The sequence below is a fragment of the Methylomonas rhizoryzae genome (assembly GCF_008632455.1).
GTDB lineage: Bacteria > Pseudomonadota > Gammaproteobacteria > Methylococcales > Methylomonadaceae > Methylomonas > Methylomonas rhizoryzae.
Genome location: NZ_CP043929.1, coordinates 95,503 through 120,049, shown reverse-complemented (window position 1 = coordinate 120,049; position 24,547 = coordinate 95,503). Strand labels below are relative to the sequence as shown.

Genomic DNA, 24,547 nt, shown 5'->3' with positions numbered 1-24,547 from the left:
CAAGATTGTTGTCTACTTTCGGTTTATGATGTGGACAAAATGTGTAGTGTTTGATTCCTCGTTAAGACACACAACTTATCAACAGCCTGTTTTGCTAACAAACAACAACTGTATAAATGTCATAAACAATTGATTTTTATATAAATTAATCACTTATACACAACTATTTCAGCACCTAATAATAAGCATAAAATATTTATATGAAGTTTATTACTAATAGAGACCAGCTACTCGTGGTATTACAACGGATAGTCAATGTAATCGAAAAAAGGCAAACAATGCCGATTTTGTCTAATGTGTTGATTCAACTAAAAGACAATCGTCTGTTCCTAACCGGTACTGATACCGAGATTCAAATTATTAGTTCTCTTGTTGTTAACGACGATAATGACGAAGGAGAGATTACAGTTCCGGCACGCAAATTTCTGGACATTTGCCGCTTATTACCCGTAGGTGCGGAAATCAAATTTGAACAACAAGACGATAAGGTAAAAGTGACATCCGGCCGTAGCCGATTTCTGTTAAATACTTTGCCCGCTGACAGTTATCCTGAGTTCAATGAGCCGGAAGCCGACTATCAGCTTGCTATAAAGGGCGGAAAATTTAAGAAAGGATTGGATAAAACGTTATTTTGTATGGCCAATCAAGACGTCAGATACTATCTAAACGGCTTGTTATTACACATCAGCAACTCTAAGTTGAAATTAGTAGCGTCGGACGGGCACCGATTGGCACTTTTTGAAGACGACTTGGAAGCCGCAACGGGTTATGAAGCCAGGATTATTTTGCCGAGAAAAGCGGTACATGAAATCAGCCGGCTTATTGACGACGAGGATATTGACCTGAAAATAGAATTTTCGTCGCAGCATATAAAAATATTTTACGAACAAATGATATTTTCGTCTAAGCTCATCGACGCAAAATTTCCGGATTTTTCCAAAGTATTTCAGCAATCCATGAATGTGCCTATATCCATTCCTAAACAGGCACTAAGAGATGCTTTAGTCAGGGTTGCCATTCTAGCGAATGAAAAATACAAGGGGATAACTTTTGACATTATTGACCGGATATTAAAGCTAAGTACCCATAACCCGGAACACGACGAAGCCGAAGAGGAAATTTCTATCGACTATGAAGGTCAGGCGATCAATATTTCATTTAATGCGCAATACTTGTTAGATGCCGTTTCTAATTTGGATTCCGAATCTATTTTGATCACAATTGCGGCAAATCTTAGTAGCTGTTTTATCGATGATGAAGATGTCAATGCCGGTTATCGATATATCGTAATGCCTATGCGTTTGTAATTGCTTTTATGGCGTTACGTAAGCTGGATATTCGCTTCGTCAGAAATATCCGGTCTGCATGTATATTTCCGTCCCCCGGTATAAATTTCATCATCGGCGGTAACGGTTGCGGAAAGAGTTCTCTATTGGAAGCAGTTTTTTTGCTGGGAAGAGGACGGTCTTTCCGCACTCATCAAGTTAAGCAGGCTATTCACTACCATGCTACTGAACTTGTAGTGGTTGCCCAACAATCCGCACATAGCGGCGTTAACCGTCATCTAGGCATTCAAATAGACTGCAAGCAGACCCAAATTCATATCGATCGAGAAACCCGCAGCAAATCCGACTTAGCCTATTTGCTTCCAATTCAATTAATCAATCCCAAAAGTTTCAATTTGCTGGAAGCCGGTCCGCAACATCGACGAGCATTTTTGGATTGGGGGGTATTCAACGATGACGAACGATTTTTTCAATATTGGCGCAGATATCAACGTGCGCTTGTGCAACGTAATGCCTTGCTGAAAAGTCGACACGCTAATCAAATTCCAGCCTGGGACAAAGAACTCATTGAAAACGGCTTAATGATTGACGAACTAAGGAAAACGTATGTCACAAAACTCTTACCCGTATTTACTCAATTGGTAGATTTCTTTATTCCTTTTCAGTCCTTGGACGTTAATTTCTTTTCCGGTTGGAATCAGGCGTTGTCTCTCAATGAAGTTTGCAAATCCGACCTGGACAAAGATTTAAGGTATGGATTTACTCATTCCGGTCCACATAGAGCAGACCTAATTATTCGCAACCACTGCGGCTTAGCGAGGGATTTTCTTTCCCGCGGGCAATTGAAATTATTGATTGTGGCGCTATTGTTGGCCCAAGTTCATTTACTAGAAGAATTCGCGCGTGCTAACTGTTGTATCTTGTTAGACGACATTAGTTCCGAATTGGATTTAGAAAACAGGCTTAAGTTGTTAAAATACTTAACTCAGATGAATTGCCAAGTGTTCATTACCTGTAATGAAACAAAAGACTTAGGTGATTTACCGCACATTGAAAATTATAAAGTGTTTCACGTGGAACAAGGATGCATTTCTGAAGCATAGTGTTTCACGTGAAACACAATAAAAATTCGCATCAACAACAGCAATTGGTGTCGAACAACCGCAAAGCGCCTAGCTGGCGCTAATAAACCAGGTTATGGATAAAGTATGAGCGAACAATACGACAGTTCAAATATCACTGTGCTTAAAGGCTTAGATGCAGTTAGAAAACGACCCGGAATGTATATCGGAGATACGGACGACGGGTCCGGGCTGCACCATATGGTGTTTGAAGTTGTTGATAATGCGATAGATGAAGCTTTAGCAGGGTATTGCACGGGGGTTGAAGTCATCATTCACGAGGATGGTTCTGTATCGGTTTCCGATGACGGTCGTGGAATACCGGTCGATATCCATGCGGAAGAAGGTAGATCGGCTGCCGAAGTAATCATGACCGTATTACATGCCGGCGGTAAGTTCGACGATAACGCTTATAAGGTCTCCGGTGGCTTACACGGAGTAGGGGTGTCGGTCGTTAACGCTTTATCTGAAGAGTTGATTCTTAAAATACGTAAAAACGGCAAACTGCACATGCAGAAATACGTTTTAGGCGAGCCGCTTGAACCTTTAGCGGTGATTGGAGATGCTGAAGGGACCGGTACCTATATCAATTTTAAACCTAGCTCGAAAATCTTCACTAATGTCGAATTTCAATATGATGTACTGGCTAAACGATTGCGAGAATTATCGTTCTTGAACTCCGGGGTGAAAATCGTCTTGACCGATGAGCGTAGCGGTAAACAGGATGTATTCGAATTTGAAGGGGGAATAGGTGCGTTCGTACAGCACTTGAACAAAAATAAGACACCGCTTTTTGAGCAGGTTTTTTATTTCCAAGTGGAAAAGGAGGGGGTAACTGTCGAAGTCGCCATGCAATGGAATGATTCCTATCAAGAAAATGTGTTTTGCTACACCAACAATATTCCTCAGCGTGATGGCGGAACTCATTTGGCTGGGTTTAGATCGGCGCTTACACGTACGATAAATCAATACATTGAAATGAATGGGCTGGCTAAAAAGGAAAAAGTAGCAACTACCGGGGATGATGCGCGGGAAGGACTCACCGCTGTTTTATCGGTTAAAGTACCCGATCCAAAATTTTCGTCACAAACAAAAGACAAATTGGTTTCCTCCGAAGTAAAACCGCTTGTCGAATCGACGCTGAGTGAAAAATTAAACGATTTCTTGTTGGAAAATCCAAGCATAGCTAAATCCATCGCCGGTAAAATTATTGATGCAGCCCGTGCTCGGGAAGCTGCACGAAAAGCTAGAGAAATGACTAGGCGTAAGACTACGTTGGATATAGCTGGGTTGCCTGGGAAATTGGCCGATTGTCAGGAAAAGGATCCCGCTTTATCCGAACTGTTCATCGTGGAAGGAGATTCTGCAGGCGGGTCGGCTAAACAAGGACGGGATAGGCGAACCCAAGCGATATTGCCGTTGAAAGGTAAAATTCTGAACGTGGAAAAAGCCCGTTTCGACAAAATGATTTCATCGGAAGAGGTTGGAACCTTGATCACCGCTTTGGGCTGCGGTATAGGTAAGGATGAATACAATATTGATAAATTACGCTACCATCGAATCATAATTATGACGGATGCCGATGTCGATGGCTCTCATATCAGAACACTGTTGCTGACTTTTTTTTATCGCCAATTGCCGGAATTAGTCGAAAGAGGTCACATTTATATCGCACAACCGCCTTTATACAAAGTTAAGAAGGGAAAACAAGAACACTATGTCAAGGATGACAACGCGCTAAACCAATACCTCATACAACTAGCGTTGGACAAAGCTCAATTGCAACCCAATCCTGAAACTCCAGCCATTCAAGGCCAGGGTTTGGAAAAGCTAGCGACCGAGTTTGCAAGAGTAATGTCGATCATTAATCGCTTGGCAAAGCGTTACGATGATTTGTACTTGGAGCAAATGACCTATATCGAACCGTTAAGCGAATACATCAAAACAGATAAGACAAAATTGCTGGATTGGTTCTCTAGGTTGGAAAAAGCATTAAACGCTAGTGACCGCAATGTAGATTACAGTACGGATATAAAGTACGAAGGTACCGACGATTTCGATGTTACAGTCACTAAGCGATTGCATGGCGTCACCAAAACTTTCGTACTTCACGCCACCTTTTTTTCAGGCCCGGACTATCAAAAGTTAGCTTCCTACGCAGCACAAACACTAAGCCTATTTGGACCGGATTCTTTGATGAAAATGGGGGAGCGGGAAATTTCGGTAACGAACTTTAAACAAGCTTTCGAATGGCTGATGAAAGAAATCAAGAAAGGTCAACACATCCAACGATACAAAGGGCTGGGAGAAATGAACCCGGAACAACTTTGGGAAACTACATTGGATTCAAATAGCCGTCGATTGCTGCAAGTTACTATACAAGATGCGATAACCGCGGATGAAATTTTTACGACTCTAATGGGGGATATAGTCGAACCGCGTAGAGACTTTATCGTTAAAAACGCATTGGATGTAGCTAATCTTGATATATAAGATGTTTGTCTGTCAGATCTCATAATTTCTTAAATTTGTCTCACAATTCTTATGTGAAATCTCAAAATTTATTAATGCTGCTATGAAGTGGTCTGCGAACGGCGGACCACATGTTTTTGGGGACACACCTTAAATGAAAAAGCAGTAGATGAGATTGGTTCTTATCTAATAGGGATCGGTTGTAGCGAGGGGTGAAGTCCTCTCCTCATAGCCCTGCCGTTATTTAAAGACGAATAGCTGAATGCTAGATGGCTTCGAACCAGACTCGAAGCGCTGTATGATTCATGGATTATGCATAACGGACCATTAAATGCCGCTAACCCTGCCCCAACTGGAACGCCATCTCTTCAAAGCCGCTGACATTTTGCGCGGCAAGATGGATGCCTCGGAATTTAAGGAATACATCTTCGGCATGCTGTTTTTGAAACGCTGTTCGGACGTGTTCGAGCAGCGCCGGGAAGAGGTGATTCAACTCGGCTTAGACAACGGCAAAACCCAAACGGAAGCGGAAACCGATGCCGAAATCTCCCGCTGGTATAAAACCGAAGGCACGTTCTGGGTGCCGCCGCATTCGCGTTACGACTTTCTGTTGAACGACGCCCACCATAATGTCGGCGATTATCTGAATAAGGCCCTGGCCGGCATCGAAACCGCCAACACCAGCCTGCACGACGTGCTGGAACACATCGACTTCACCCGCAAGGTCGGTCAAAGCAAAATCCCCGACATCAAACTGCGTCAGCTGATCAGTCACTTTGGCCAGCACCGGCTGCGCAACGAAGACTTCGAATTTCCCGACCTGCTCGGTGCCGCTTACGAATATCTGATCGGCGAGTTCGCCGACTCGGCCGGCAAGAAAGGCGGCGAGTTCTACACGCCGCGCGCCGTGGTGCGGATGATGGTCCGGCTGATCAAGCCGGAACTACAGCATCATGTTTATGATCCGTGTTGCGGTTCCGGTGGCATGCTGATTGCCGCCAAGGAATTCATCGACGAACACGGCGCCGACGGCCGCAAGGCCAATCTGTTTGGTCAGGAGTTCAACGGCACGGTCTGGTCCATCGCCAAGATGAACATGCTGCTGCACGGCATCAGTACCGCCGATCTGGAAAACGAAGACACCCTGGCCGATCCGCGCCACATCGAAAACCGCGAACTGCGTCGCTTCGACCGCATCCTGACCAATCCGCCGTTCTCCATCAACTGGGGTAATACCGAAAAGAACGCCGACGGCACGCCGGCCTGGGCGCCGAAATTCCCCGAGCGTTTCCGCTATGGCCAAGTGCCGCTCGGGGCCAAAAAAGCCGACTTGATGTTTCTGCAACACATGCTGGCCGTATTGCGCGATGGCGGCCGCATGGCCACCGTCATGCCGCACGGCGTGCTGTTTCGAGGCGGCGAAGAAAAAGCCATCCGTGCCGGCATCATCGAAGACGATTTGCTGGAAGCGGTAATCGGCGTCGCCCCCAACCTGTTCTACGGCACAGGCATCCCAGCCTGCATTCTGGTGTTGCGCCAACACGTGCAGGACGGTGCCAATCGCGTCAGCGGCAAACCCACCGAGCGCCAAGGCAAAGTGCTGTTCATCAACGCCGACCGCGAATACTTCGAAGGCCGGGCGCAGAATTTCCTGCTGCCGGAACACATCGAAAAAATCGTCACCACCTTCGACCAATACCAGGCTATTGATGGTTTTTCGGCGATCATCGACAACGCCACACTGAAAGCCAACGACTACAACCTCAATATCCGCCGTTATGCCGACAATGCCCCGCCGCCGGAACCGCACGACGTCCGCGCCCATTTGCTCGGTGGCGTACCCAAAGCCGAAGTCGACGCCAAATCGGCGTTGTTCGATGCTCATGGTCTAAATCCATTGGATTTGTTTGCCCAGCGTCCAGGCAGCCCAAGCTATTACGATTTCCAGCCCCAGCTGGACAGTCGCCAGTCGCTAAAGCCCGCCATCGAAGCCAACTCCGGCCTGAAAGCCAAGGAAGCCGCGATCCGCGTTGCCTTTGAGCAGTGGTGGACGGAACACAGTACCCGCATCACCGCGCTGGCCGGGCAACGCGACAATGCCGCCAGTCTGGTGGCATTGCGCACTGAACTGCTGCATAGCTTTTCCGACAACCTGGAACGCATCGGCCTGCTCGATCCGTTTCAAGTGCGCGGCATCGTCGGCGGCTTCTGGTATCAAAGCAAATACGACTTCCTGACCCTGATGGCCCGCGATAGCAAGGGCGTGGTCGACGCCTGGCGCACCGGCATTGTTACCGCCCTGGAAGACAAGGCCGGCAAGGATAGCCCGCTGGAACACAAACTGGTCAAGTTCCTGCTCGGCGACTTCGTCAGTGCCTTGAGCGAACTGGAAGCGCAAAAAGCCGAACTGGAAAGCCAGCTCAAAGCCGCCGCTCCGGTGAAAAGCGATGACGACGAAGAGGTCAGCGAAACCGAAGACGACGAAAACCCGGTCGACGAAGCGCAAATCAAGGCCTGGAAAAAACAACTGGCCGAGGTCAAGAAGCAACTGAAATCCCAGCAGGACGGCTTTACCCAACATCTGAACCGCGCAGTCGATGCCCTGACGCCGGAACAAGCCGCCGAGCTGCTGTTGAAAATTTTGCATCACGACATGCAAGCCATCCTGGAACGCTACATCGCCGCCCAGCGCAAACAAATCGTCGCCGCGTTCGAAAACTGGTGGGACAAATATCGGGTGACATTGACTGAAATCGAAAGTCGGCGCGATTCGGCTTCCAAAGCGTTGCAAGGGTATTTGAAAGGGCTGGGGTATGTTTAACGACCGTCGTTCCGGCAGGGATTGCCGGAACCCAGATGCCATGGATGGTAAAGGCTATTCACATCGCTGTGGCCTGGATACCGGCAATCCCTGCCGGTATGACAGTACATTGGTAAATACTTTAATCCCTGCTAAATTCCAGTCTCCGTTCAAGCCGGGGACAGACTATTCGCGGGAATGACATAAAGTTGCTGGCGTTCGCAATACAATGAAACAACCCGCCGTCTACATCCTCGCCAGCCAACGCAACGGCACCTTGTACATCGGCGTTACCAGTAATTTGCTGCAACGAATTTGGCAACATAAAAACGACTTGGTAGAAGGTTTTACCAAACAATACCGGGTGCATACTTTGGTTTATTACGAACTGCATGCCGACATGCTCGCCGCAATAACCCGCGAAAAGCAGTTGAAGAAATGGAACCGCAAATGGAAGCTGGATTTAATCGAGCAACAAAACCCAAACTGGCGCGATCTATGGGACGACATCAAAATCCCCTAATCCGTCGTCCCCGTTCGAGCCGGGGACAGGCCATTCACGGGAATGACAAATGGGGCAATGCAAAACGGTTGGCAGGAGTCAGGTATGTTTAGCCATTCCCGTCGTCCCCGTGTAAACGGGGACCCAGCAAGCACCCTCAGCCCTCGCTGGATTCCCGCATTCGCGGGAATGACGACTTCGTTTAGAGGTTATTCCTGTGATTAAGCTGGGATCATTGTTATCGTTGGAATACGGATGCGCTCTTCCCGCAGAAGCTCGATCCGACTTTGGTTTTCCAGTGTTTGGCTCAAACGGAGAAGTCGGACGGCACCATGCTTATATCGTGCCCGAATCTGGGGTAGTCGTAGGACGCAAAGGTAGTGTTGGAAAAATTGCCTGGTCAGAAGAGGCATTTTGGGCGATTGATACAACCTATTGGGTTAAATGTTCCTCTGAGGACAAGCGATGGTTGTATTGGATTTTGAGTTGGCTACCATTGCATCGTTTGGATACATCTACCGGGGTGCCTGGGCTTAATAGAAACGATGTTTACGAACTTTCGATTTTTGCACCGGAATTGGGGGAGCGCCAAAAAATCGCCCAAATCCTTGACATCCTCGATACCGTCATCCGTGAAACCGAGGCGATCATTGCCAAGCTCAAGGCCGTCAAGCAGGGCTTGCTGCACGACCTGCTGACGCGCGGCATCGACGCCAACGGCGAACTTCGCCCACCCCAATCCGAAGCCCCGCATCTCTACAAGCGCTCGCTGCTGGGCTGGATACCGAAGGATTGGAAAGTTAATTCGTTGGAGTCTTATGTCGATTCGGATATTACCTACGGTATAGTTCAAGCGGGGCCTCATGTGCCAGGAGGAATTCCATACATTCGTACCGGTGATATGTCAGGTGAGGAACTGGAGCGAGAAACTATGCTTTGTACCTCTACAAGAATTGCTGCAAGTTATAAACGTTCAGAGGTTTCTTTCGGGGATATTGTGATTGCTATTGGAGCAACGGTCGGAAAAGTCTTGCCTATTCCTTTGGAACTGGATGGTGCGAATTTAACTCAAGGAACCGCAAAAATTTCGCCAAATTCGGCTACCGACAAAGATTTTTTGCTGTGGGCAATCCGGCATCAAAGAGCGCAAAACTCTATTCAGCTTGAGGTTAAGGGGACTACTTTTGCCGAAATAACCCTGGCCGCGCTCAGAAAAATTCCGCTTGCAGCGCCAATTGATTTGATTGAGCAAACCGCTATAGGTCAAAAGTTAGAGTCAATTGACTATCAAATCCGAACTGAGCGCGCATCATTGATGAAGCTACAATCTCAAAAAACTGGACTAATGAACGACCTCCTCACCGGCCGCGTTCGCGTCACGCCCTTGCTTGAGTTATCCTGAGCATTCTTCGCCAGATTCCGAGCTTAACCATGTATGCCCATCGAACCACCCGCAAGTTGAACGGCTTGACCGTGCAGTTGGAATTACCTGAGCAATTTGCCGACTGCGCGGAAGCCGAAATCATCGTGCTGCCGTTGTCGCAAAAATCCGATGCCGATATTTCGGGGCCGGCGGACGGGTTGCCCGTCGCCGCAGCGAGTTTTTCCAAGCGTTGGTTGGGTAAATTCGCGTTAACTGCTGAGGAAGACGCCGCCAAAACCGATTATGTTCCTGGTTCCCAATCTTGAGTTCTCATCGTTATACATATCTATGTTTGATAACTGTCATTCCGGCATGGATTGCCGGAATCCAGGCTTCAGGGATGATTGAAACTCGCCATCCTTGGCACTGGATGTCCGCTTCCCGGCGGGCATGACGGCGTTGTTAAATCTGACAAAGTAGATTAAGTGATCGATGAAAGCTGGATCAAGGCGTGTGCGGCAAACAATCAGTACCGCTATTCTCGCCACGCCGACCGCGAACGGCAGAATGATGCTTTATCGTTGGCGGATGTGGAACAGGCCTTGCGTTCTGGGCGCATTATCGAGCAGTATCCAGATACCGGCCGCGGCGAAAGCTGTTTGTTGGTGGGATTTACTGACGTCGGCAAGCCGATCCATGCGGTCTGCGGCACACTAGGTGAATGGCTGGTGATCATTACGGTGTATATTCCTACGCCACCTAAATTTAAAAATCCTTATGAGCGAGGATAAAACCATGAGTGAACAATGTAGCTTCTGCGGCCACAAGCATTTAAGCCATAAGCTAACGCGCTATCTGCATCAACATAGCGACGAGTTGTTGATTATCGATGATGTCCCCTGTCTGGAATGCGACTTCTGTGGGGAACAATATTTCGATGCAGTCGTGTTGAAAGCCATCGAAGCCGAGCACTTGGCGATTATCAATCACCAAAAAAAGCCGACTTGGACCAAACCGGTAGCGGTCGAGTCATTCGCTGCTTTGAGTCGGTGAATTTGAAGTTCGCCTGACGATAGTTTTTGTTAGAGCGTTTGCTATCAGATTTCTATACGCCACTATAGGTGGCTGTTACATGTTATGAGCAGCTATTGGATGGCTATTTGATTGCCGAGCCTTGGACGATATTACGGAAGAAGGATTTTTGGTCCAAGGCATTGATTTAATTGGCTTGTTATTATTTGACGGCTATTTGATTGTCAGGGGCAACATAACTATTTTTTACCCGTCGGATGGGAAGCTTGGGCCGTTTACCCATTGGTCTATAAAGCTGGCTATGAGCCGCTATGAGGTTTCTATGAGCCTCTATGAGCGGCTATAGGACAATCGCAACTTGAAATGAGTTAATCAAACACGGAATAGATCATGGGCCGGGAACTGGAAGACGTTGAAAAACCATTTATCGCGCAGTTAACGCAACTCGGGTGGTCGCCAGTCGAAGGCAGTTTGGACGATCCCGCTGTCACCGGGCGTGGTAGTTTTGCCGAGGTGATTCAGGAAGCGGTTTTACGTGAGCGGTTGCGTGCATTGAATTTGCACGATGGCCTGCCCTGGTTGGATGACGAGAGGATAGCCGAAGCGGTAGCGGCGATTAGCCGCTTGAGTGGCCGGTTGATGGAAGCTAACGAAAAGGTCACCCGCTTGTTGATAGACGGTATTACCGTGGAGGGCTTGCCGGGTTGGGACGGCGGGCGCGGCCAGACCATCCGTTATATTGATTGGGAAACGCACGGTAATAACCGCTTCACGGTGGTTAACCAGTACCGTGTCGATTGCCCGCCGGGCTTTAATGGCGCCAAGGCTTTTATCGTGCCGGATTTGGTGTTGCTGGTGAACGGTTTGCCCATCGTCGTGGTGGAATGCAAAAGTCCGTCGATACCGGAACCCTTGGCCGAGGCGGTTGATCAATTGCGCCGCTACGCTAATCAACGCCACGCAGCGTTGGAAGTAGACGACAACGAGGGCAACGAAACTTTATTTGCCACGGTGCAATTGTTGATTGCCAGTTCCTTCGACGAAGCGCGGGTTGGTTGCATCGGCGGCGGGTTCGAACATTTTGCGCAGTGGAAAACGGTGGTCGGGCCGGACGGTTCGGGCAACGAAGCCGAGGTGGCCGACCGGTTAGGCAAGACGATAGTATCCGAACAACAGCGTCTGATTGCGGGCCTTTTAACGCCAGCGCATTTACTGGATGTCATCCGGCATTTCATGCTGTTCATGCAGGCAGAAGGTCAGACCATTAAAACCGTGTGCCGCTACCAACAATATCGGGCGGTGAACAAGGCACTGAACAAGCTGAAAACCGGAAAAACCCGCAAGCAGCATGGCGAATCGGATCAGCGCGGTGGCATCATTTGGCACACACAGGGTTCCGGTAAGAGTTTGACCATGGTGTTTTTGGTGCGAAAACTGCGTGCGGAACCCTTGCTACGCCGATTCAAAGTGATCGTTGTTACCGACCGCAACGATTTGCAGCGGCAACTATCGGCGACTGCGACGCTGACAGGCGAGACGGTGGAAGTCGCCAGCAATACCACCGGCATCAAGAATTTAGCCAAGCGTAAGGGGCCGGGGCTGATTTTTGCCACCATCCAAAAATATCGCGATGCGGAGCTGGTTGACGACGCACCGTTGACTGCCGCCGATTTGCCGAAACAAGCGGGTATCTCCACGCCAAAATCTACTTACAAAGCCCAAGCCACCTTCGAGGTGTTGAACGACGACGAAGCCATTTTAGTGTTGGTGGACGAAGCGCACCGCACCCAGGCCGGTGATTTGCACGCCAATCTGCTGGCCGGTTTGCCGAACAGTGCCCGCATCGGCTTTACCGGCACGCCTATCATCATGGGCGAGAAAAAGCGCACCCACGAAATTTTCGGCGAGTTCATCGACCGTTACACCATCAAGCAAGCCGAAGCGGACGGGGCCACGGTGCCGGTATTGTATGAAGGTCGCACCGCCAAGGGCGCGGTGAAGGATGGTGCCAGCCTGGATGAGTTGTTCGAGGACTTGTTTCGGCAGCACAGTCCGCAAGAGCTGGAGCTGATCAAACAAAAATACGCCACCAAAGGTCAGTTGTTCGACGCACCGGCACTGATTGCCGACAAAGCCCGCGACATGCTGCGTCACTACGTCACTTTCATCCTGCCGAATGGTTACAAGGCGCAGGTGGTGGCTTATAGCCGCTTGGCGGCGGTACGTTATTTCGAGGCCTTGCAGCTTGCCCGCGACGAGTTGTTGCGCGATGCCGAAGTTTTATCGGCGGACGACAAGATGTTGGACGATGAAGCTTTATGCCAAAGGCCGCCAAAGGTGCAGGCCGTGGTGCAAGCTTGGCGGTATCGGGAAACTTTGCGCGCGTTGCAATTTGCACCGATCATTTCCGGTAGCAACAACGATGATCCAGGCTGGAAGCCGTGGACCGATGATTCGGCACATGAGCAATTGATCAAGCGTTTCAAAAAGCCGCTGTTGCATGCCGATCCGACCAAGACCGACCCACTGGCTTTTTTGGTGGTTAAATCCATGTTGCTCACCGGTTTCGATGTGCCGATCGAAGGCGTGATGTACCTGGATAGGCCGATCCGCGAAGCTGAATTACTGCAAGCTATTGCTCGGGTCAATCGCACCGGCTTTGGCAAGCGTTGCGGGATTGTGGTCGATTACTACGGCGTGGCGCGGCATTTGCGGGAAGCGCTGGCGGCTTATGCCGACGAGGATATTGAAGGCGCGTTGACCAGTCTACAGGATGAAATTCCGATACTGCGCGACCGGCATGTGCGGGTGGTGGATGTGTTTCGCCAGTGCGGCGTGGAATCGTTGGCGGAAACCGAAGCCTGTATCGAGGCACTGGCCAGCGAAAAAATACATGCCGAGTTTGCGGTTAAGTTGAAGGCGTTTTTGGCGTCGCTGGATACCGTGTTGCCCCGCCCGGAAGGTTTGCCATTCATCAAAGATGCCAAGCAGTTGGCCTATATCTATGCCCGCGCTCGTAACCGCTACAAAGACACGCCAGTGTTGGGCAAGGATGTCGGCGCCAAGGTGCGCAAGCTGATCGACGAGCATGTGATTTCCTTGGGTGTGAATCCGAAAATTCCGCCGATCCAGCTAACCGATGCCGATTTCGAGCGACACGTCGGTCGTGCCGCCAACGACCGGGCCAAGGCCTCGGAAATGGAACACGCGATTCGCTCGCATATTAGAAAGCACCTCGATGAAGACCCGGTCGGTTACCGCAAACTGTCCGAGCGTCTTAGTGAGATTCTAAAAAGCCTGGATCAGCAATGGGACGAATTGATCGCGCAATTGCAAAAAATCATTGCCGAACTGCGCAGTGGTCACGTCGCCAATGATGAAACATCCAGCGAGCTGCCGGAACATTATTTGCCGTTTCTGCGCACCGTGGTCGATGTGGTTAAGGGTGGTGAAGTGCCGATTCCTGTTGAAGTCGTGCGTTTAACCGATGTAACTGTCGAGTTGGTTGATTTGCTGATCGACGAGTTGAAGGGCAATCCGGAAATTTGGGCGCCGCGTAAGGCTGCCGACCAGGATGCGCTGAACGGTCGCTTGTTCGATTATCTGATGCGCTTACGTCCGGCCTTGATTGATGGCAATGGTGCCGGGGTGTTGGCAGATAAACTGATGGAACAAGCCAGAGCCAGTCACGATAAGTTGCTCCAGGTTTGACGTGGAAACGACCGGCAATTCCGAATTAACGATTGACGACCTGTGCTTTACCGTAAAACGTAGCGCACGCCGCCGCACCTTGCAGATCACTGTGGAGCGGGATGGCAGCTTGTTGTTGTCAGCGCCGCCCGAAGTCGATGTGACTGTATTGCGCGATTTCGTGATCGAAAAGCGCGAATGGATTTACACCAAGCTGGCGGAAAAAGAACGTCTGCAAAAACAGGTGCCGATCAAGCAATTCCTCGATGGTGAAGGCTTTTTATACCTGGGCCGCAGCTATCGTTTGCAGTTGGTTGATGTGCAGGCCGTGGCGTTGAAGCTGGTCAACGGCCGATTTCGTTTGCGGCGCGACCACGTCGAACGAGGACGGGAAGCCTTTGTCGATTGGTACACCATCCACGCCACCCGCTGGTTGTGGGCCAAAGCTAGGGAATTCCAGAGCCGCATGGAAGTAAAACCTTCCGGCGCCAAGGTGCAGGATTTGGGTTACCGCTGGGGCTCATGCGGCAAAGGCGATTGGCTATACTTTCACTGGAAAACCGTTCTGTTGCCTCCGCATATAGCAGAATACGTCGTCGTGCATGAATTAGCCCATCTGCACCAACCGCATCATACGACAGAGTTTTGGCGGTCAATTGAACGGGTGTTACCTGATTTCGAGAGACGAAAGATTTGGTTAGCCGAGAATGGCATCAGCGTAGATGGGCTTTGACGTGAAAACGCGAAACTATTTCAACTTGACAGTAGTCGATGGCTGGAAACTACGCTGGCGAGTTGGCGGACAAAAAGCACCATTCAAATGCACGTTAGAATACAAGCCGCTTGCCGATTCCGAAGAATAAGCGGTGTAACGATCCTGTAATTCCAGGTCAACCTTATAAGATTTCTCGTCGATGGGAAAACCAATCAAACTTTGTGTTTTTTCTTTCATGAGTCCACTCGAAAGTCAATGCGGTTAATCGTCGAAGTTTAGACGTGGATTGAAGCTACGGGATTTAGCTGTCATGAATAAGTACTAGGTGTTGTCGCAATTCCGCAAGATCCCTGTCCACAAAGTTCAAGCGCGGCATTGGACACACCTATCTCAAATTATACGAAAAACCGAAGAAATAGTGCTTTAGCAAAAAGCTAGGTCATTGCTTATAAATGGCGTGTTATTTGCCTTTTAGATTTCTATGGCAAGGGGCTCATAAATTTTTAGCCGCTAAAATTACGCGCAAGCCGAATCAATCAAGTGCAAAGCTGTTTTTTGTCTTTGAATAATAGAAATTTTATTTAATTAATAATTTAGCTTAACTAAATGTTTCGCTAAGAATTTAGTTAATCTAAACATATAGGACATAATGTCCTATATTAAAAATATTATGATAAAAATTGAATATCATTAAAAATTATATTAGTATCGAAATGAAATTTATTAGATTTGGTGAACTGGTTGATGAGTCCTTTTGGTTTGTTTTTGGAACGTGTGAGGCGTAGCCGCCAATTGCAACAAAAGCAATTAGCAGCTGATCTTGGCATTCAGGCGAGTTACCTCAGCTTGCTGGAAAAAGGCCGCAAAGTACCTCCATCAAAACAAGTCTTAGAAAAGTTGATACACGTTCTGAATTTAGACGAGGAAGAGCAAGCGGGAATGTGGGATAGCGCAGAACAATCTCAAAGAAACTTTCAGTTGCCTGATGGCTTGCCGCTTGAGGAATATCTCGTGGTAAACGAGTTAAGAAAACAATTGGGAAGGTTAAGCAAAGGACAAATCAAACTGATGTTGGATGTCCTGGCCCTAGGCACAACCTCAGACAAACAATCAAATTTTAGGAGAACAGAGATGTAAAGTGCAGCACGGAACAAACCAGACGGCTTGCCCCGCACTGCAAGCGAAGTAGGTACCTCGCCCGTGGAGAACTCAGTATCCTCTCGCCCAAGTTCTCGTCAAGCCGCCCTGGCATCAATTACCACTAACGTAAAACTTTATTACCGAAATCGGTAAGGTTCAACTCGATTCAGAATCGGTGTTCAAATTAAATCAGAATGGGTGTTCAGCTTGGGCCAGAATATGCAGAAAGTTTTGCACGCCGGTTAACAGGGCAAATCCAGCGGGAAATCGTGTCCTTATAGGGTTTGAGAATATCCTCGCCCAACCCGAATCGTGCATGCAGAAACGTTTGATTATCTTTATTGGCTGCGTATAGATCCTGTATCAGCCCGATCAGGCCAACACGATCGACGTCAGCCAATTTGGATTTAACGTCGCTCCAGGTTGCTTTGGATTTTTTCTGTTTGCTAGTCATTTGCTGTCGATTGGTTTCTTTTTTGTTCGTTCTCGCCGTAACTGCAAGTTATATCACCAGCTAGTGATGCTATCCATCCCGGCAACACTGAGCGGGAGAAGCGCTGACACTGAAAAGGGCGAATTTTCCCGAACGGGAATACTGTTACTTATGTATAGCACATTTTTAATAAAATTTACCGTTCGGGAAATTAAACTTGCATATTGATTGTTTTGCCTAATAATATCCCGAACGGGAAAAACACTATGATCAACATCCATTCCACCCAACAACTTGGCCAAGCGCTACGCAACGCCCGCAAACAGCTCGGATTAACTCAATCCGAATTGGCGTTGGCGGCAGGTGTTGGCGTTCGCTTTATCGTCGACCTCGAAGCAGGCAAGCCGACCGTGCGTCTGGAAACGGTGATGCGCGTTATTGAAGCACTGGGCGGGCAGGTCATGCTTGATGGCCTGCCCAGCGTAACCGGTGACGAAATGCCATGAGCCATCTACTGGCAGTCTATTTATTTGATCGTCGAGTGGGAGAGTTGACCTTGGTCGAAGGCAGACTGCAATTTAGCTATGACGCCGACTGGCTGCAACAATCCGACGCAGTCCCGCTGTCCTGTTCGTTACCGTTGCAAGTAGAACCGTTCAACGACTTGCAGGCGCGGCCTTTCTTTGCCGGACTGTTGCCGGAGGGCAAGTTACGCCAATTGGTCGCACGCCAGTTTCAGGTCTCGAAGCAAAACGACTTTGCCTTGCTCGATCATATTGGCGGTGAATGCGCCGGCGCCGTTTCGCTATTGCCGCCAGACGGTTTACCCGCTGTGTCTAATTCAGCGAGCGATATTGACTGGCTGTCCGACGATGACCTGCTTGCCGTGCTGGATGAATTGCCGCAGCGGCCGGTGCTGGCCGGTCAGGATGGTTTGCGCTTATCGTTGGCGGGCGCTCAGGATAAATTACCGGTGGTATTTGATGGTCAACGAATCGGTCTGCCCCGCAATGGTACGCCCAGTAGCCATATTCTCAAACCGGCTATCGCTGCCGTTGAAGACAGCGTGATCAATGAAGGGTTCTGCCTGGCATTGGCAGCTGCGATGCAATTCCAGACCGCACAGTCGAGGATTTGTGCCATTCGCGACCGCTCATTTTTGCTGGTCGAGCGTTATGACAGAACTCAAGCTGCCAATGGCCAACGCTTGCGTCTGCATCAGGAAGATTTCTGCCAGGCACTGGGCGTGGTACCGGAACTGAAATATCAGAACGAGGGGGGGCCGGGTTTGGAACAGTGCTTTGACTTGGTCCGCCGCGTGACCCGACCGAGTGCGCCGCAGGTACTGCGTCTGCTGGATGCAGTCATTTTCAATGCTTTGATCGGCAACCACGACGCCCATGCCAAGAACTTTTCCATCTTGTATGCCGACAAGGGCGCAGTTCTGGCGCCGCTCTACGACGTCTTGTCAACCGCCGTTTATTCCAGCCTGACACCCAAAATGGCGATGCAGTTGGGTGGCAAATACAAATTCAGCGAAGTACAGGCAAGACACTGGGAGCGCTTTGCCCAAGCGGCGGGCTTATCGGTAGCGCAAACCCGAAAACGTATCCTCGGCTTGTGCCAACGGCTACCCGTGGTCGCTCGCAGGTTGCAGACATCGGCGAACTATCAATTCGCCGGAAATCCGGTGGTTGAACACATCGTACAGCTGATCGAGCAACGCGCGGCGCTGACGGTCAGACGGTTGACTGATAACGCCTAAAGCCAATCGGCTGGCGTTGATGCTGGCTACATCATTTCGATGACTCTGTCATTGCAGCGAAGAAAATTCCTGACACCGCCGCCACTTATCCACCACAATCCGCCAGCCGAATTGGCTGCATCGTTGTTCTGACACTTGCAGCAATCGACAACTGGCACAGCGCACAAATCCCCTTGTATCGCCATGGTGAATTCGCAGAATATCTTCGGCCAGCTGCAGGGCGTAATGCAGGATCTCGGGGCCCCGCATTCACTAAAAAACTCCTCGATGACCGATTGCCGGTTCCAAACCGGCCGCGATAGCGGCTATGCAATCTGAAAGCGCCGATTTTTGCCTTTCGATGTCGTCGCACAAGGCAAATAAGGCTTGGCTACGTTGTAAGTTGTGCTCGGGATGCTCGATTTTGAAATAGCGGTTGCCGCGTAAATAATCGGTAAAAAATCGTAAACCTAGTTCGAACGGGATCAACCAGATGGCCGGATACAAATAGGCGAAGTCGGCGGCGGTTAAAAAGCCGCCGGCGGCTTGCAGATAGCTGTGCAGGATGAGCCGCGCCCTCGGCAAATCGAAGCGGTTAACGCTTTTGTCGTGACAACAGGAGCGTATGCAGTCGCCGATGTCGTAATGGATCAAGCCGGGCTTGACGGTGTCCAGGTCGATCAGGCTGACGATGCGGTCGCCGTCCGGTTCGAACAGAAAATTGTTCAATTTCGGATCGCCGTGTATCACTCGCTGGCGCAACTCGCCGCGCCGCTTGGCCTGCTCCAGCACGTCCAGCTTATCGCTACACGATTCGATATAGGCGCAGCATGCGCGGACTTGGTCTGCTTGTTCGGCAGGCAATTCCGGGCGCAACTGCCGGTATTCGGCAAAATATTCCGGGGTAATGTGGAAGCCGGGCAGGGTGTCGTGCAACAAATCCGGCGACAAATCGCTGCACAATGTATGAAATTGCGCCAAAGCCAGACCGACCGCTCGCGCTTGCGCCGCGTTTTGCATGTTATCCCGGCTTTGCGCCGGAGCAATTCGCTCCAGCGCGCGCCAGTAGTGGCCATCGCCGTCCCGATAAACCGGGTGGCCGCTGAGGGTAGCGATGATCGCCGGGATGCGCAATTGAACTTGATCGGCCGGTTTGGTTTGCGCGTGCCGGTTTAACTGAGCCAAATTGTCCATCACCAAGGCGGGCTGCGGGAATACCCGGCTGTTAAGACGTTGCAGCACCAAATCGCCGCCGGGCCAGGTTACCAGAAAGGTGTCGTTGATTAGACCGCTGCCCAGCGGTACTACCGTATCGGGAGTGCCGCCGGTAAATTGCCGGGCAATCTCGGCGGCACAAACGCTCACGAGCCTGCCAGCTGTTGACTTAGCAAACTCAAGGCTTGGCCGCGGTGGCTGAGGCTGTTTTTCAACTCCGGAGCCAATTGGGCCGAGGAGCAGCGGTAGGCTTCGACCCAAAACACCGGATCGTAACCGAAGCCGTTTGCACCGACCGCTTCGGTCAGAATGCTGCCTTCCCAAACCCCTTGCGCGATTATTGGAATAGGGTCGTCGGCCCGGCGTAAATAAACCATCACGCAAACGAAACGGGCGCTACGTCGCCCGGCCGGTACGTTTTGCATGGCTAACAATAATTTATCCAAATTGGCTTGGTCGGAGGCACCGATACCGGCATAGCGGGCCGAAATCACGCCGGGCGCACCGTCCAGCGCGTCGACTACCAAACCGGAATCGTCGGCAATCGCCGGTAATTTGCTATGTAAGGCGGCGTTGCGGGCCTTGATGATGGCGTTTTCGACGAAGGTAGAACCGGTTTCGTCGGCTTCCGGTACGGCGAATTGCGACTGCGGGACGATGCGTTCGTTTTGCAAGATGGCTTGAATCTCCCGGATTTTGCCGGCGTTGCCGCTGGCCAACACAATGCTGCTCATAGTGCTACGAGGCTAGGCTGCGGTTTGTTTGGCCTGTTGCAAGGCGGCGCGCTGCTTTTCCAGCAGTTGGTTGATGCCCGCCTCGGCTAATTCCAGCATGGCGTTCAGTTCGTCTTTACGGAAAGCGTGCCCTTCCGCCGTGCCTTGTACTTCGATGAAATGGCCGGCTTCGTTCATCACCACGTTCATATCGGTTTCGGCCTGGCTGTCTTCGGCGTAGTCCAAATCCAGTACCGCCACGCCGTTGTAAATACCCACGGACACCGAAGCGACTTGGCCGTGTAGCGGATTGGTTTTGATTCTTTTAGTTTTCAGCAAATGGTCGACGGCTATCGACAAGGCGACGAAGCCGCCGGTAATGGAGGCGGTGCGGGTGCCGCCGTCGGCCTGGATCACGTCGCAATCCAGGGTGATGGTGTGTTCGCCCAGCGCCTTCAAATCCACGGCGGCCCGTAGCGAGCGGCCGATTAGACGTTGAATTTCCAAGGTGCGGCCGCCTTGCTTGCCGCGGCCGGCCTCTCTGTCCATGCGGCTGTGGGTGGAACGCGGCAGCATGCCGTATTCGGCGGTTACCCAGCCCTCGCCCTTGCCTTTCAAAAAGCGCGGCACCGAGGCGTCCACGCTGGCGGTGCACAACACGCGGGTATCGCCGAATTCCACCAGCACCGAACCTTCGGCATGTTTGGTGTAATGGCAGGTGAAGCGAATTTCGCGTAGTTGTTCGGGTTGGCGTCCACTGGGTCTCATAACGGTCTCGACATTAAAAATTGCCGCATTATACCGACATTGTTAGCGGGTTCGGGTCGGTAACCGGAGGCACTGCTGATCGAAAGCATCCTAATCTCGGTCAGACGCGCGGTTTACAACACGGTACGCTCCAAAAACCAATACCCACCCAGCAAGGCCACCAGCATGGAACCTGCTTTCAAAAAAACCGGCGCCCGTTCGGTTTTGCCGTTCAACTGCCAAATGATGGGCAAGACTGTAGCGGCCACGGCGATTTGGCCGGTTTCTATGCCGAGGTTGAAAGACAGCAAGGGTAACAAGATGCCGCTGGAGGCCGTGCCTATCTCCAGTTCTTGCAGCACGCTGGCGAAGCCGAAACCGTGGATCAAGCCGAAAGAGAAGGTTAACCAATGCCGGCCTTTGGGCTGGTCGCCGCGGATCAGGTTTTCCAGCGCCACATAGACGATGGTCGCGGCGATAAACGGCTCGACGAAACTGCTCGGCAAGGTGATTAGATTCAAACCGGCCAACGCCAGGGTAAGCGAATGGGCGACGGTGAAAAAGGTAATGATTTTAATCGCCGGCCAAAAGCTATGGGTAACCGCCAATAACGCGAACAAGAACAACAAGTGGTCGTAACCGGTGACGATGTGTTCCACCCCGAGCTTGAAAAAGGCCGAAAATACTGTGGCCCAGCCGCTATCGCCGCCGTCGGACACGGACATTTGCAGCTTATCGTCGGTCCGGCTTAGCATCTTTTCCTGCAGGATGCGGCCGTCGGCGCTGCGAATTTGTAAAAACTGCTGATGCCCTTCCGGCAGCTCGGCTAAAAACTTCGACTCGAGCGCCAGCGTTTGCTTGGGTGCCGGTTGATAGCGCAACTGCACGTGGGCGTTGTTCTGCGCGTCGTAATCCACGCTGCCGGGCTCTTCGGGCGCCAGTTGTACGCCGTCCGCCGCGATGGCCAGCTTGCCGGCGACGAACGCGGCGACTGCCGGTTTGGCGGCGTCGCGTTCCGCATCGCTGACTTCGGCGTCCAAGTCGCTGTCCATCGGCGCGAACGCTTCGATGTCTTGCAAGGCAAACGTGGCTTTCACCGCCAGTTGTCCGGCTTGCAGGCTCAGCTCCAGCGAGCTCAAGCCGGGCGGATGGGCCCAAGCCGGCACCAGGAATACCGTACACCACAATAAAACGTAGCGCGGCAATAGCCGCGCAGTAAACTGGCCGGTCTGCATCATTCGCCGCCTTCCAGCGTGACCGAGCGCCGTTTGCTGCGCAGCACCAGCCAAATCAACAAGCCGACGATCGACAAGCCGGCCGCGGCCAGAGAAGTTATCATCAGCCACGGGATCTGAGCCGGGCCGGTTCCAACCTGCAACGGCACTTTGAATTTGTCGTCTTCTTCGATAGCGTCGCCTATCAAGAAGTACAGCAGGTAATCGCCGTTTCGGTCGATTTCCGCTTGCGCCTCTACCGCACCGCGGGGATAAAGTTTGGCCGGAATCTCCACCAGGGTGCGTACCTCGCGGACATCGTCCGGCGCAGGCTGCCCGGTTTTTTCCACTTCCACCAAGCGAATGCCGATAGGCGTTTCCCGAATGTCGCGGTCGATCAAATCCGCAGTAAAGAACATTTTGCCGGTACGCGGAATTTGTTGGCAAAACGGCACGAAAGCCGCCTTGTTGCCGCTGGCCAAATCTTCTTTGCCGGGCTGCAGATAGGCGCTGAAATGCACGGCGTAAAAATCGTTGGCGATGATGCAATCCAAATCGGGCCGGTTGCCGAGAGCGTTGGATTGTTTAGCGCCTATGCCCAGCTGTTCGCAACCCGGCAACAATAGCCCGAACGCGGCTAACACCAGCACGCGCAATGAAAAAGCGATACGACGATTCATTTGAATAAAGGGAGGGTATGAAGGTTAAGGTTTGACGGTAAATTGAAATTTGCCGGTCACGATGTGGGTATCTTCGGATACCACCCGGTAGCGTACGGTGTAGGTACCTGCCGGCAAATCGCCGACCGTGGCATGAATGTGCGAGCCGTCGGTCAAACTTTGCTCCACGTCGTGGTTATCGACCCGCTTGCCTTCGGCATCGATAACCGCCAGCGCTTTGTATTGGCTTCTGACCGGATCGTTAAACCATAAATCGATTTGTTTGGGCGCCGCGCTGACGGTTTCGTCTTTGGCCGGCTGCGATTTGACCAAAATCGCGTGAGCTTCGGCGGCCAGCGAGCCGCACAAGCCGGCCAAACCTAGCAATCCGGCCGCAATAGAACTTGAAATACGCATATCACTCTCTCGTTTTAGTTGTAGTTATTGGATGATTAAGGCTGCCAGTCGCTTGTCGCCGCCGGGCGCCTGGTCGGTCCAAACGGCGAAAAAGCCGCTTGCGGTGGCCACGGCGCGCGGGAAGCCGGCCTTATGCTCCGGCGCGGACAACGTATTTAGCGGCAGCCATTGCCGGCCGCCGGTCGTAGACAGTGCGGCCTTGATTTCCGAGCCTTGTTCCCCTAGCTCGTCCCAAACCGCCAACAAGCGCTCGTCGCGGTGGGCCAAATCGCTATGAAACGCGGCTTGCGGTTTGCCCATAGCTAGAGGTTCGCTCCAGGAGACGCCGCCGTTGGAGGAGCTGAGATAATACAAGCCGATGCGCTGCTCCGCTCCGGTCCAAACCAAGGCGTGGGCCTTGTCCCCGGCAATGCTGAACGCCCCGCCGTTATGCGGGCAGCCGTCGAAAATCCAGTCGAAAGCCCCTACCCGGTTTAAACGCCGCCAGGTTTGGCCGTTATCCGACGATTTCACCAAGGCCATGTCGCGCGGTTCCATGTCGCGGTACAAGGTGTAGATTTGATAAGCCGGCCCCGGCGCCAATCGGTTCCAACAGCAAGAGCAACTGGATTCGTCTATGGTTTGCGCATATTCCCAACGCCGGCCGGTATCGCTGGAGCGGGCGTAACGCAAGCCTTGGTAACCGTTTTCGTCCCTATCGTCCAGCCAAACCAAATGAAAGCGGCCGACTTTATCGGCCAGCAAATCCGCGTGCGATTGGTCGGTTTCCGCCCCGGTCGGATTGGCGCCCGCCGCCCAGGTTTTACCGCCGTCTAAGGAATACTGCGCTTGTAACGGCCCCATGCCGGGGATCTCGCCGGTTTTCTGCCATACCGCCAGCAGATTCGCGCCGCTGGCGGCGATTTGCAGATCGTTGCCGTTGTGCGACTCCAAACGCCCGACGCTCGGTTGCTCCAGCTGCTGCGCCGGCGACCAGTGATGGCCGCCGTCTTCGGAATAGCTGTAGCCGATGTAAACCGGCTGCGCGGCTCCGGCGGCGCTGTTGGCGGCAAATAATAGATGCAGCTTGTTGGCTTCGGCGTAGAGATCGTAGCTGATTAAGCTGCCGAGATTCAGGGCGGCGGGATCGAACACTTCGACCGTTTCCAGCTTGGTTTCGGCGTTGCTCTTTTGAAATTCGGGTTGTTCGGAACACGCACTGATCCAACACAACAGCGCCAGCGGGATAAAACGACGCATTCGGTTAACTATCAAAGTCGGCATAGTACACACAACAGCAAAAAA

23 protein-coding genes are annotated in these 24,547 nt (G+C 51.4%); 14 read left to right on the top strand and 9 right to left on the bottom strand.

Annotated elements, in window-relative coordinates:
- Positions 1-200: 200 nt before the first annotated feature.
- The 11 genes from dnaN (at position 201) to F1E05_RS00495 (ending at position 14,999) form a co-directional block, all read left to right on the top strand.
- A complete protein-coding gene (gene dnaN, locus F1E05_RS00545; protein WP_150046057.1) occupies positions 201-1,307 on the top strand; it encodes a DNA polymerase III subunit beta in 1,107 nt (368 codons plus the stop codon).
- 8 nt (positions 1,308-1,315) lie between these two features.
- Entirely contained in the window at positions 1,316-2,389 is a 1,074-nt protein-coding gene (gene recF / locus F1E05_RS00540; protein WP_150046056.1) for a DNA replication/repair protein RecF, read from the top strand.
- 105 nt (positions 2,390-2,494) lie between these two features.
- Positions 2,495-4,900, top strand: a complete 2,406-nt coding sequence (gene gyrB / locus F1E05_RS00535) for a DNA topoisomerase (ATP-hydrolyzing) subunit B (RefSeq protein ID WP_150046055.1) — start codon at positions 2,495-2,497, stop codon at positions 4,898-4,900.
- Between the two features lie 310 nt (positions 4,901-5,210).
- A complete protein-coding gene (locus F1E05_RS00530; RefSeq protein WP_150046054.1) occupies positions 5,211-7,700 on the top strand; it encodes an N-6 DNA methylase in 2,490 nt (829 codons plus the stop codon).
- Between the two features lie 208 nt (positions 7,701-7,908).
- Entirely contained in the window at positions 7,909-8,202 is a 294-nt protein-coding gene (locus F1E05_RS00525) for a GIY-YIG nuclease family protein (RefSeq protein ID WP_150046053.1), read from the top strand.
- A 196-nt stretch (positions 8,203-8,398) separates the two neighbouring features.
- Positions 8,399-9,583, top strand: coding sequence for a restriction endonuclease subunit S (locus tag F1E05_RS00520; protein ID WP_150046052.1), 1,185 nt, complete (start codon positions 8,399-8,401; stop codon positions 9,581-9,583).
- 29 nt (positions 9,584-9,612) lie between these two features.
- Positions 9,613-9,870, top strand: a complete 258-nt coding sequence (locus tag F1E05_RS00515; RefSeq protein WP_150046051.1) for a hypothetical protein — start codon at positions 9,613-9,615, stop codon at positions 9,868-9,870.
- 159 nt (positions 9,871-10,029) lie between these two features.
- Positions 10,030-10,335, top strand: a complete 306-nt coding sequence (locus F1E05_RS00510) for a DUF4258 domain-containing protein (protein ID WP_150046050.1) — start codon at positions 10,030-10,032, stop codon at positions 10,333-10,335.
- Between the two features lie 4 nt (positions 10,336-10,339).
- A complete protein-coding gene (locus F1E05_RS00505) occupies positions 10,340-10,597 on the top strand; it encodes a YgiT-type zinc finger protein (protein WP_190303212.1) in 258 nt (85 codons plus the stop codon).
- Positions 10,598-10,966: 369 nt separating this feature from the next.
- Complete coding sequence (locus F1E05_RS00500; protein ID WP_150046048.1) at positions 10,967-14,287, top strand: type I restriction endonuclease subunit R; 3,321 nt, start codon at positions 10,967-10,969, stop codon at positions 14,285-14,287.
- Between the two features lies 1 nt (position 14,288).
- Complete coding sequence (locus tag F1E05_RS00495) at positions 14,289-14,999, top strand: M48 family metallopeptidase (RefSeq protein ID WP_197737396.1); 711 nt, start codon at positions 14,289-14,291, stop codon at positions 14,997-14,999.
- Between the two features lie 15 nt (positions 15,000-15,014).
- On the opposite strand, the gene F1E05_RS00490 is transcribed toward F1E05_RS00495, so the two are convergent.
- Positions 15,015-15,218: a hypothetical protein gene (locus F1E05_RS00490; protein ID WP_150046047.1), complete on the bottom strand. Its 204-nt coding sequence runs from the start codon at positions 15,216-15,218 to the stop codon at positions 15,015-15,017.
- Between the two features lie 507 nt (positions 15,219-15,725).
- Between F1E05_RS00490 and F1E05_RS00485 the strand changes: the two genes are divergently transcribed.
- Complete coding sequence (locus F1E05_RS00485; RefSeq protein WP_150051703.1) at positions 15,726-16,118, top strand: helix-turn-helix domain-containing protein; 393 nt, start codon at positions 15,726-15,728, stop codon at positions 16,116-16,118.
- A 205-nt stretch (positions 16,119-16,323) separates the two neighbouring features.
- On the opposite strand, the gene F1E05_RS00480 is transcribed toward F1E05_RS00485, so the two are convergent.
- Positions 16,324-16,575: a hypothetical protein gene (locus F1E05_RS00480; RefSeq protein ID WP_197737395.1), complete on the bottom strand. Its 252-nt coding sequence runs from the start codon at positions 16,573-16,575 to the stop codon at positions 16,324-16,326.
- 245 nt (positions 16,576-16,820) lie between these two features.
- Between F1E05_RS00480 and F1E05_RS00475 the strand changes: the two genes are divergently transcribed.
- Together F1E05_RS00475 and F1E05_RS00470 are read left to right on the top strand one after the other, a co-directional pair.
- Entirely contained in the window at positions 16,821-17,060 is a 240-nt protein-coding gene (locus tag F1E05_RS00475; protein ID WP_150046046.1) for a helix-turn-helix transcriptional regulator, read from the top strand.
- Positions 17,057-18,319: a type II toxin-antitoxin system HipA family toxin gene (locus F1E05_RS00470; RefSeq protein ID WP_150046045.1), complete on the top strand. Its 1,263-nt coding sequence runs from the start codon at positions 17,057-17,059 to the stop codon at positions 18,317-18,319. Before F1E05_RS00475 ends, F1E05_RS00470 begins: the two co-directional genes overlap by 4 nt.
- A gap of 252 nt (positions 18,320-18,571) precedes the next feature.
- Here the strand turns inward: F1E05_RS00470 and F1E05_RS00465 are convergent, their stop codons facing one another.
- The 7 genes from F1E05_RS00465 to F1E05_RS00435 all read right to left on the bottom strand — a co-directional run bounded on the left by F1E05_RS00465 (position 18,572) and on the right by F1E05_RS00435 (position 24,502).
- Entirely contained in the window at positions 18,572-19,663 is a 1,092-nt protein-coding gene (locus F1E05_RS00465; RefSeq protein WP_150046044.1) for a phosphotransferase enzyme family protein, read from the bottom strand.
- Positions 19,660-20,247 (bottom strand): RdgB/HAM1 family non-canonical purine NTP pyrophosphatase, encoded by a 588-nt coding sequence (gene rdgB, locus F1E05_RS00460; protein WP_150046043.1) that lies wholly within the window; start codon positions 20,245-20,247, stop codon positions 19,660-19,662. The genes F1E05_RS00465 and rdgB overlap by 4 nt, the downstream gene beginning before the upstream one ends.
- A gap of 12 nt (positions 20,248-20,259) precedes the next feature.
- Positions 20,260-20,994 carry a ribonuclease PH gene (gene rph, locus F1E05_RS00455; protein WP_150046042.1) on the bottom strand — a complete coding sequence of 245 codons (735 nt, stop codon included), beginning with the start codon at positions 20,992-20,994 and terminating at the stop codon, positions 20,260-20,262.
- Positions 20,995-21,107: 113 nt separating this feature from the next.
- Entirely contained in the window at positions 21,108-22,211 is a 1,104-nt protein-coding gene (locus tag F1E05_RS00450) for a HupE/UreJ family protein (RefSeq protein WP_232056728.1), read from the bottom strand.
- Positions 22,208-22,867 (bottom strand): hypothetical protein, encoded by a 660-nt coding sequence (locus F1E05_RS00445; RefSeq protein ID WP_150046041.1) that lies wholly within the window; start codon positions 22,865-22,867, stop codon positions 22,208-22,210. Before F1E05_RS00445 ends, F1E05_RS00450 begins: the two co-directional genes overlap by 4 nt.
- Before the next feature lie 24 nt (positions 22,868-22,891).
- Positions 22,892-23,263 (bottom strand): copper resistance CopC family protein, encoded by a 372-nt coding sequence (locus tag F1E05_RS00440; protein ID WP_150046040.1) that lies wholly within the window; start codon positions 23,261-23,263, stop codon positions 22,892-22,894.
- Between the two features lie 24 nt (positions 23,264-23,287).
- Positions 23,288-24,502 carry a sialidase family protein gene (locus F1E05_RS00435; protein ID WP_190303211.1) on the bottom strand — a complete coding sequence of 405 codons (1,215 nt, stop codon included), beginning with the start codon at positions 24,500-24,502 and terminating at the stop codon, positions 23,288-23,290.
- Positions 24,503-24,547 lie beyond the last annotated feature (45 nt).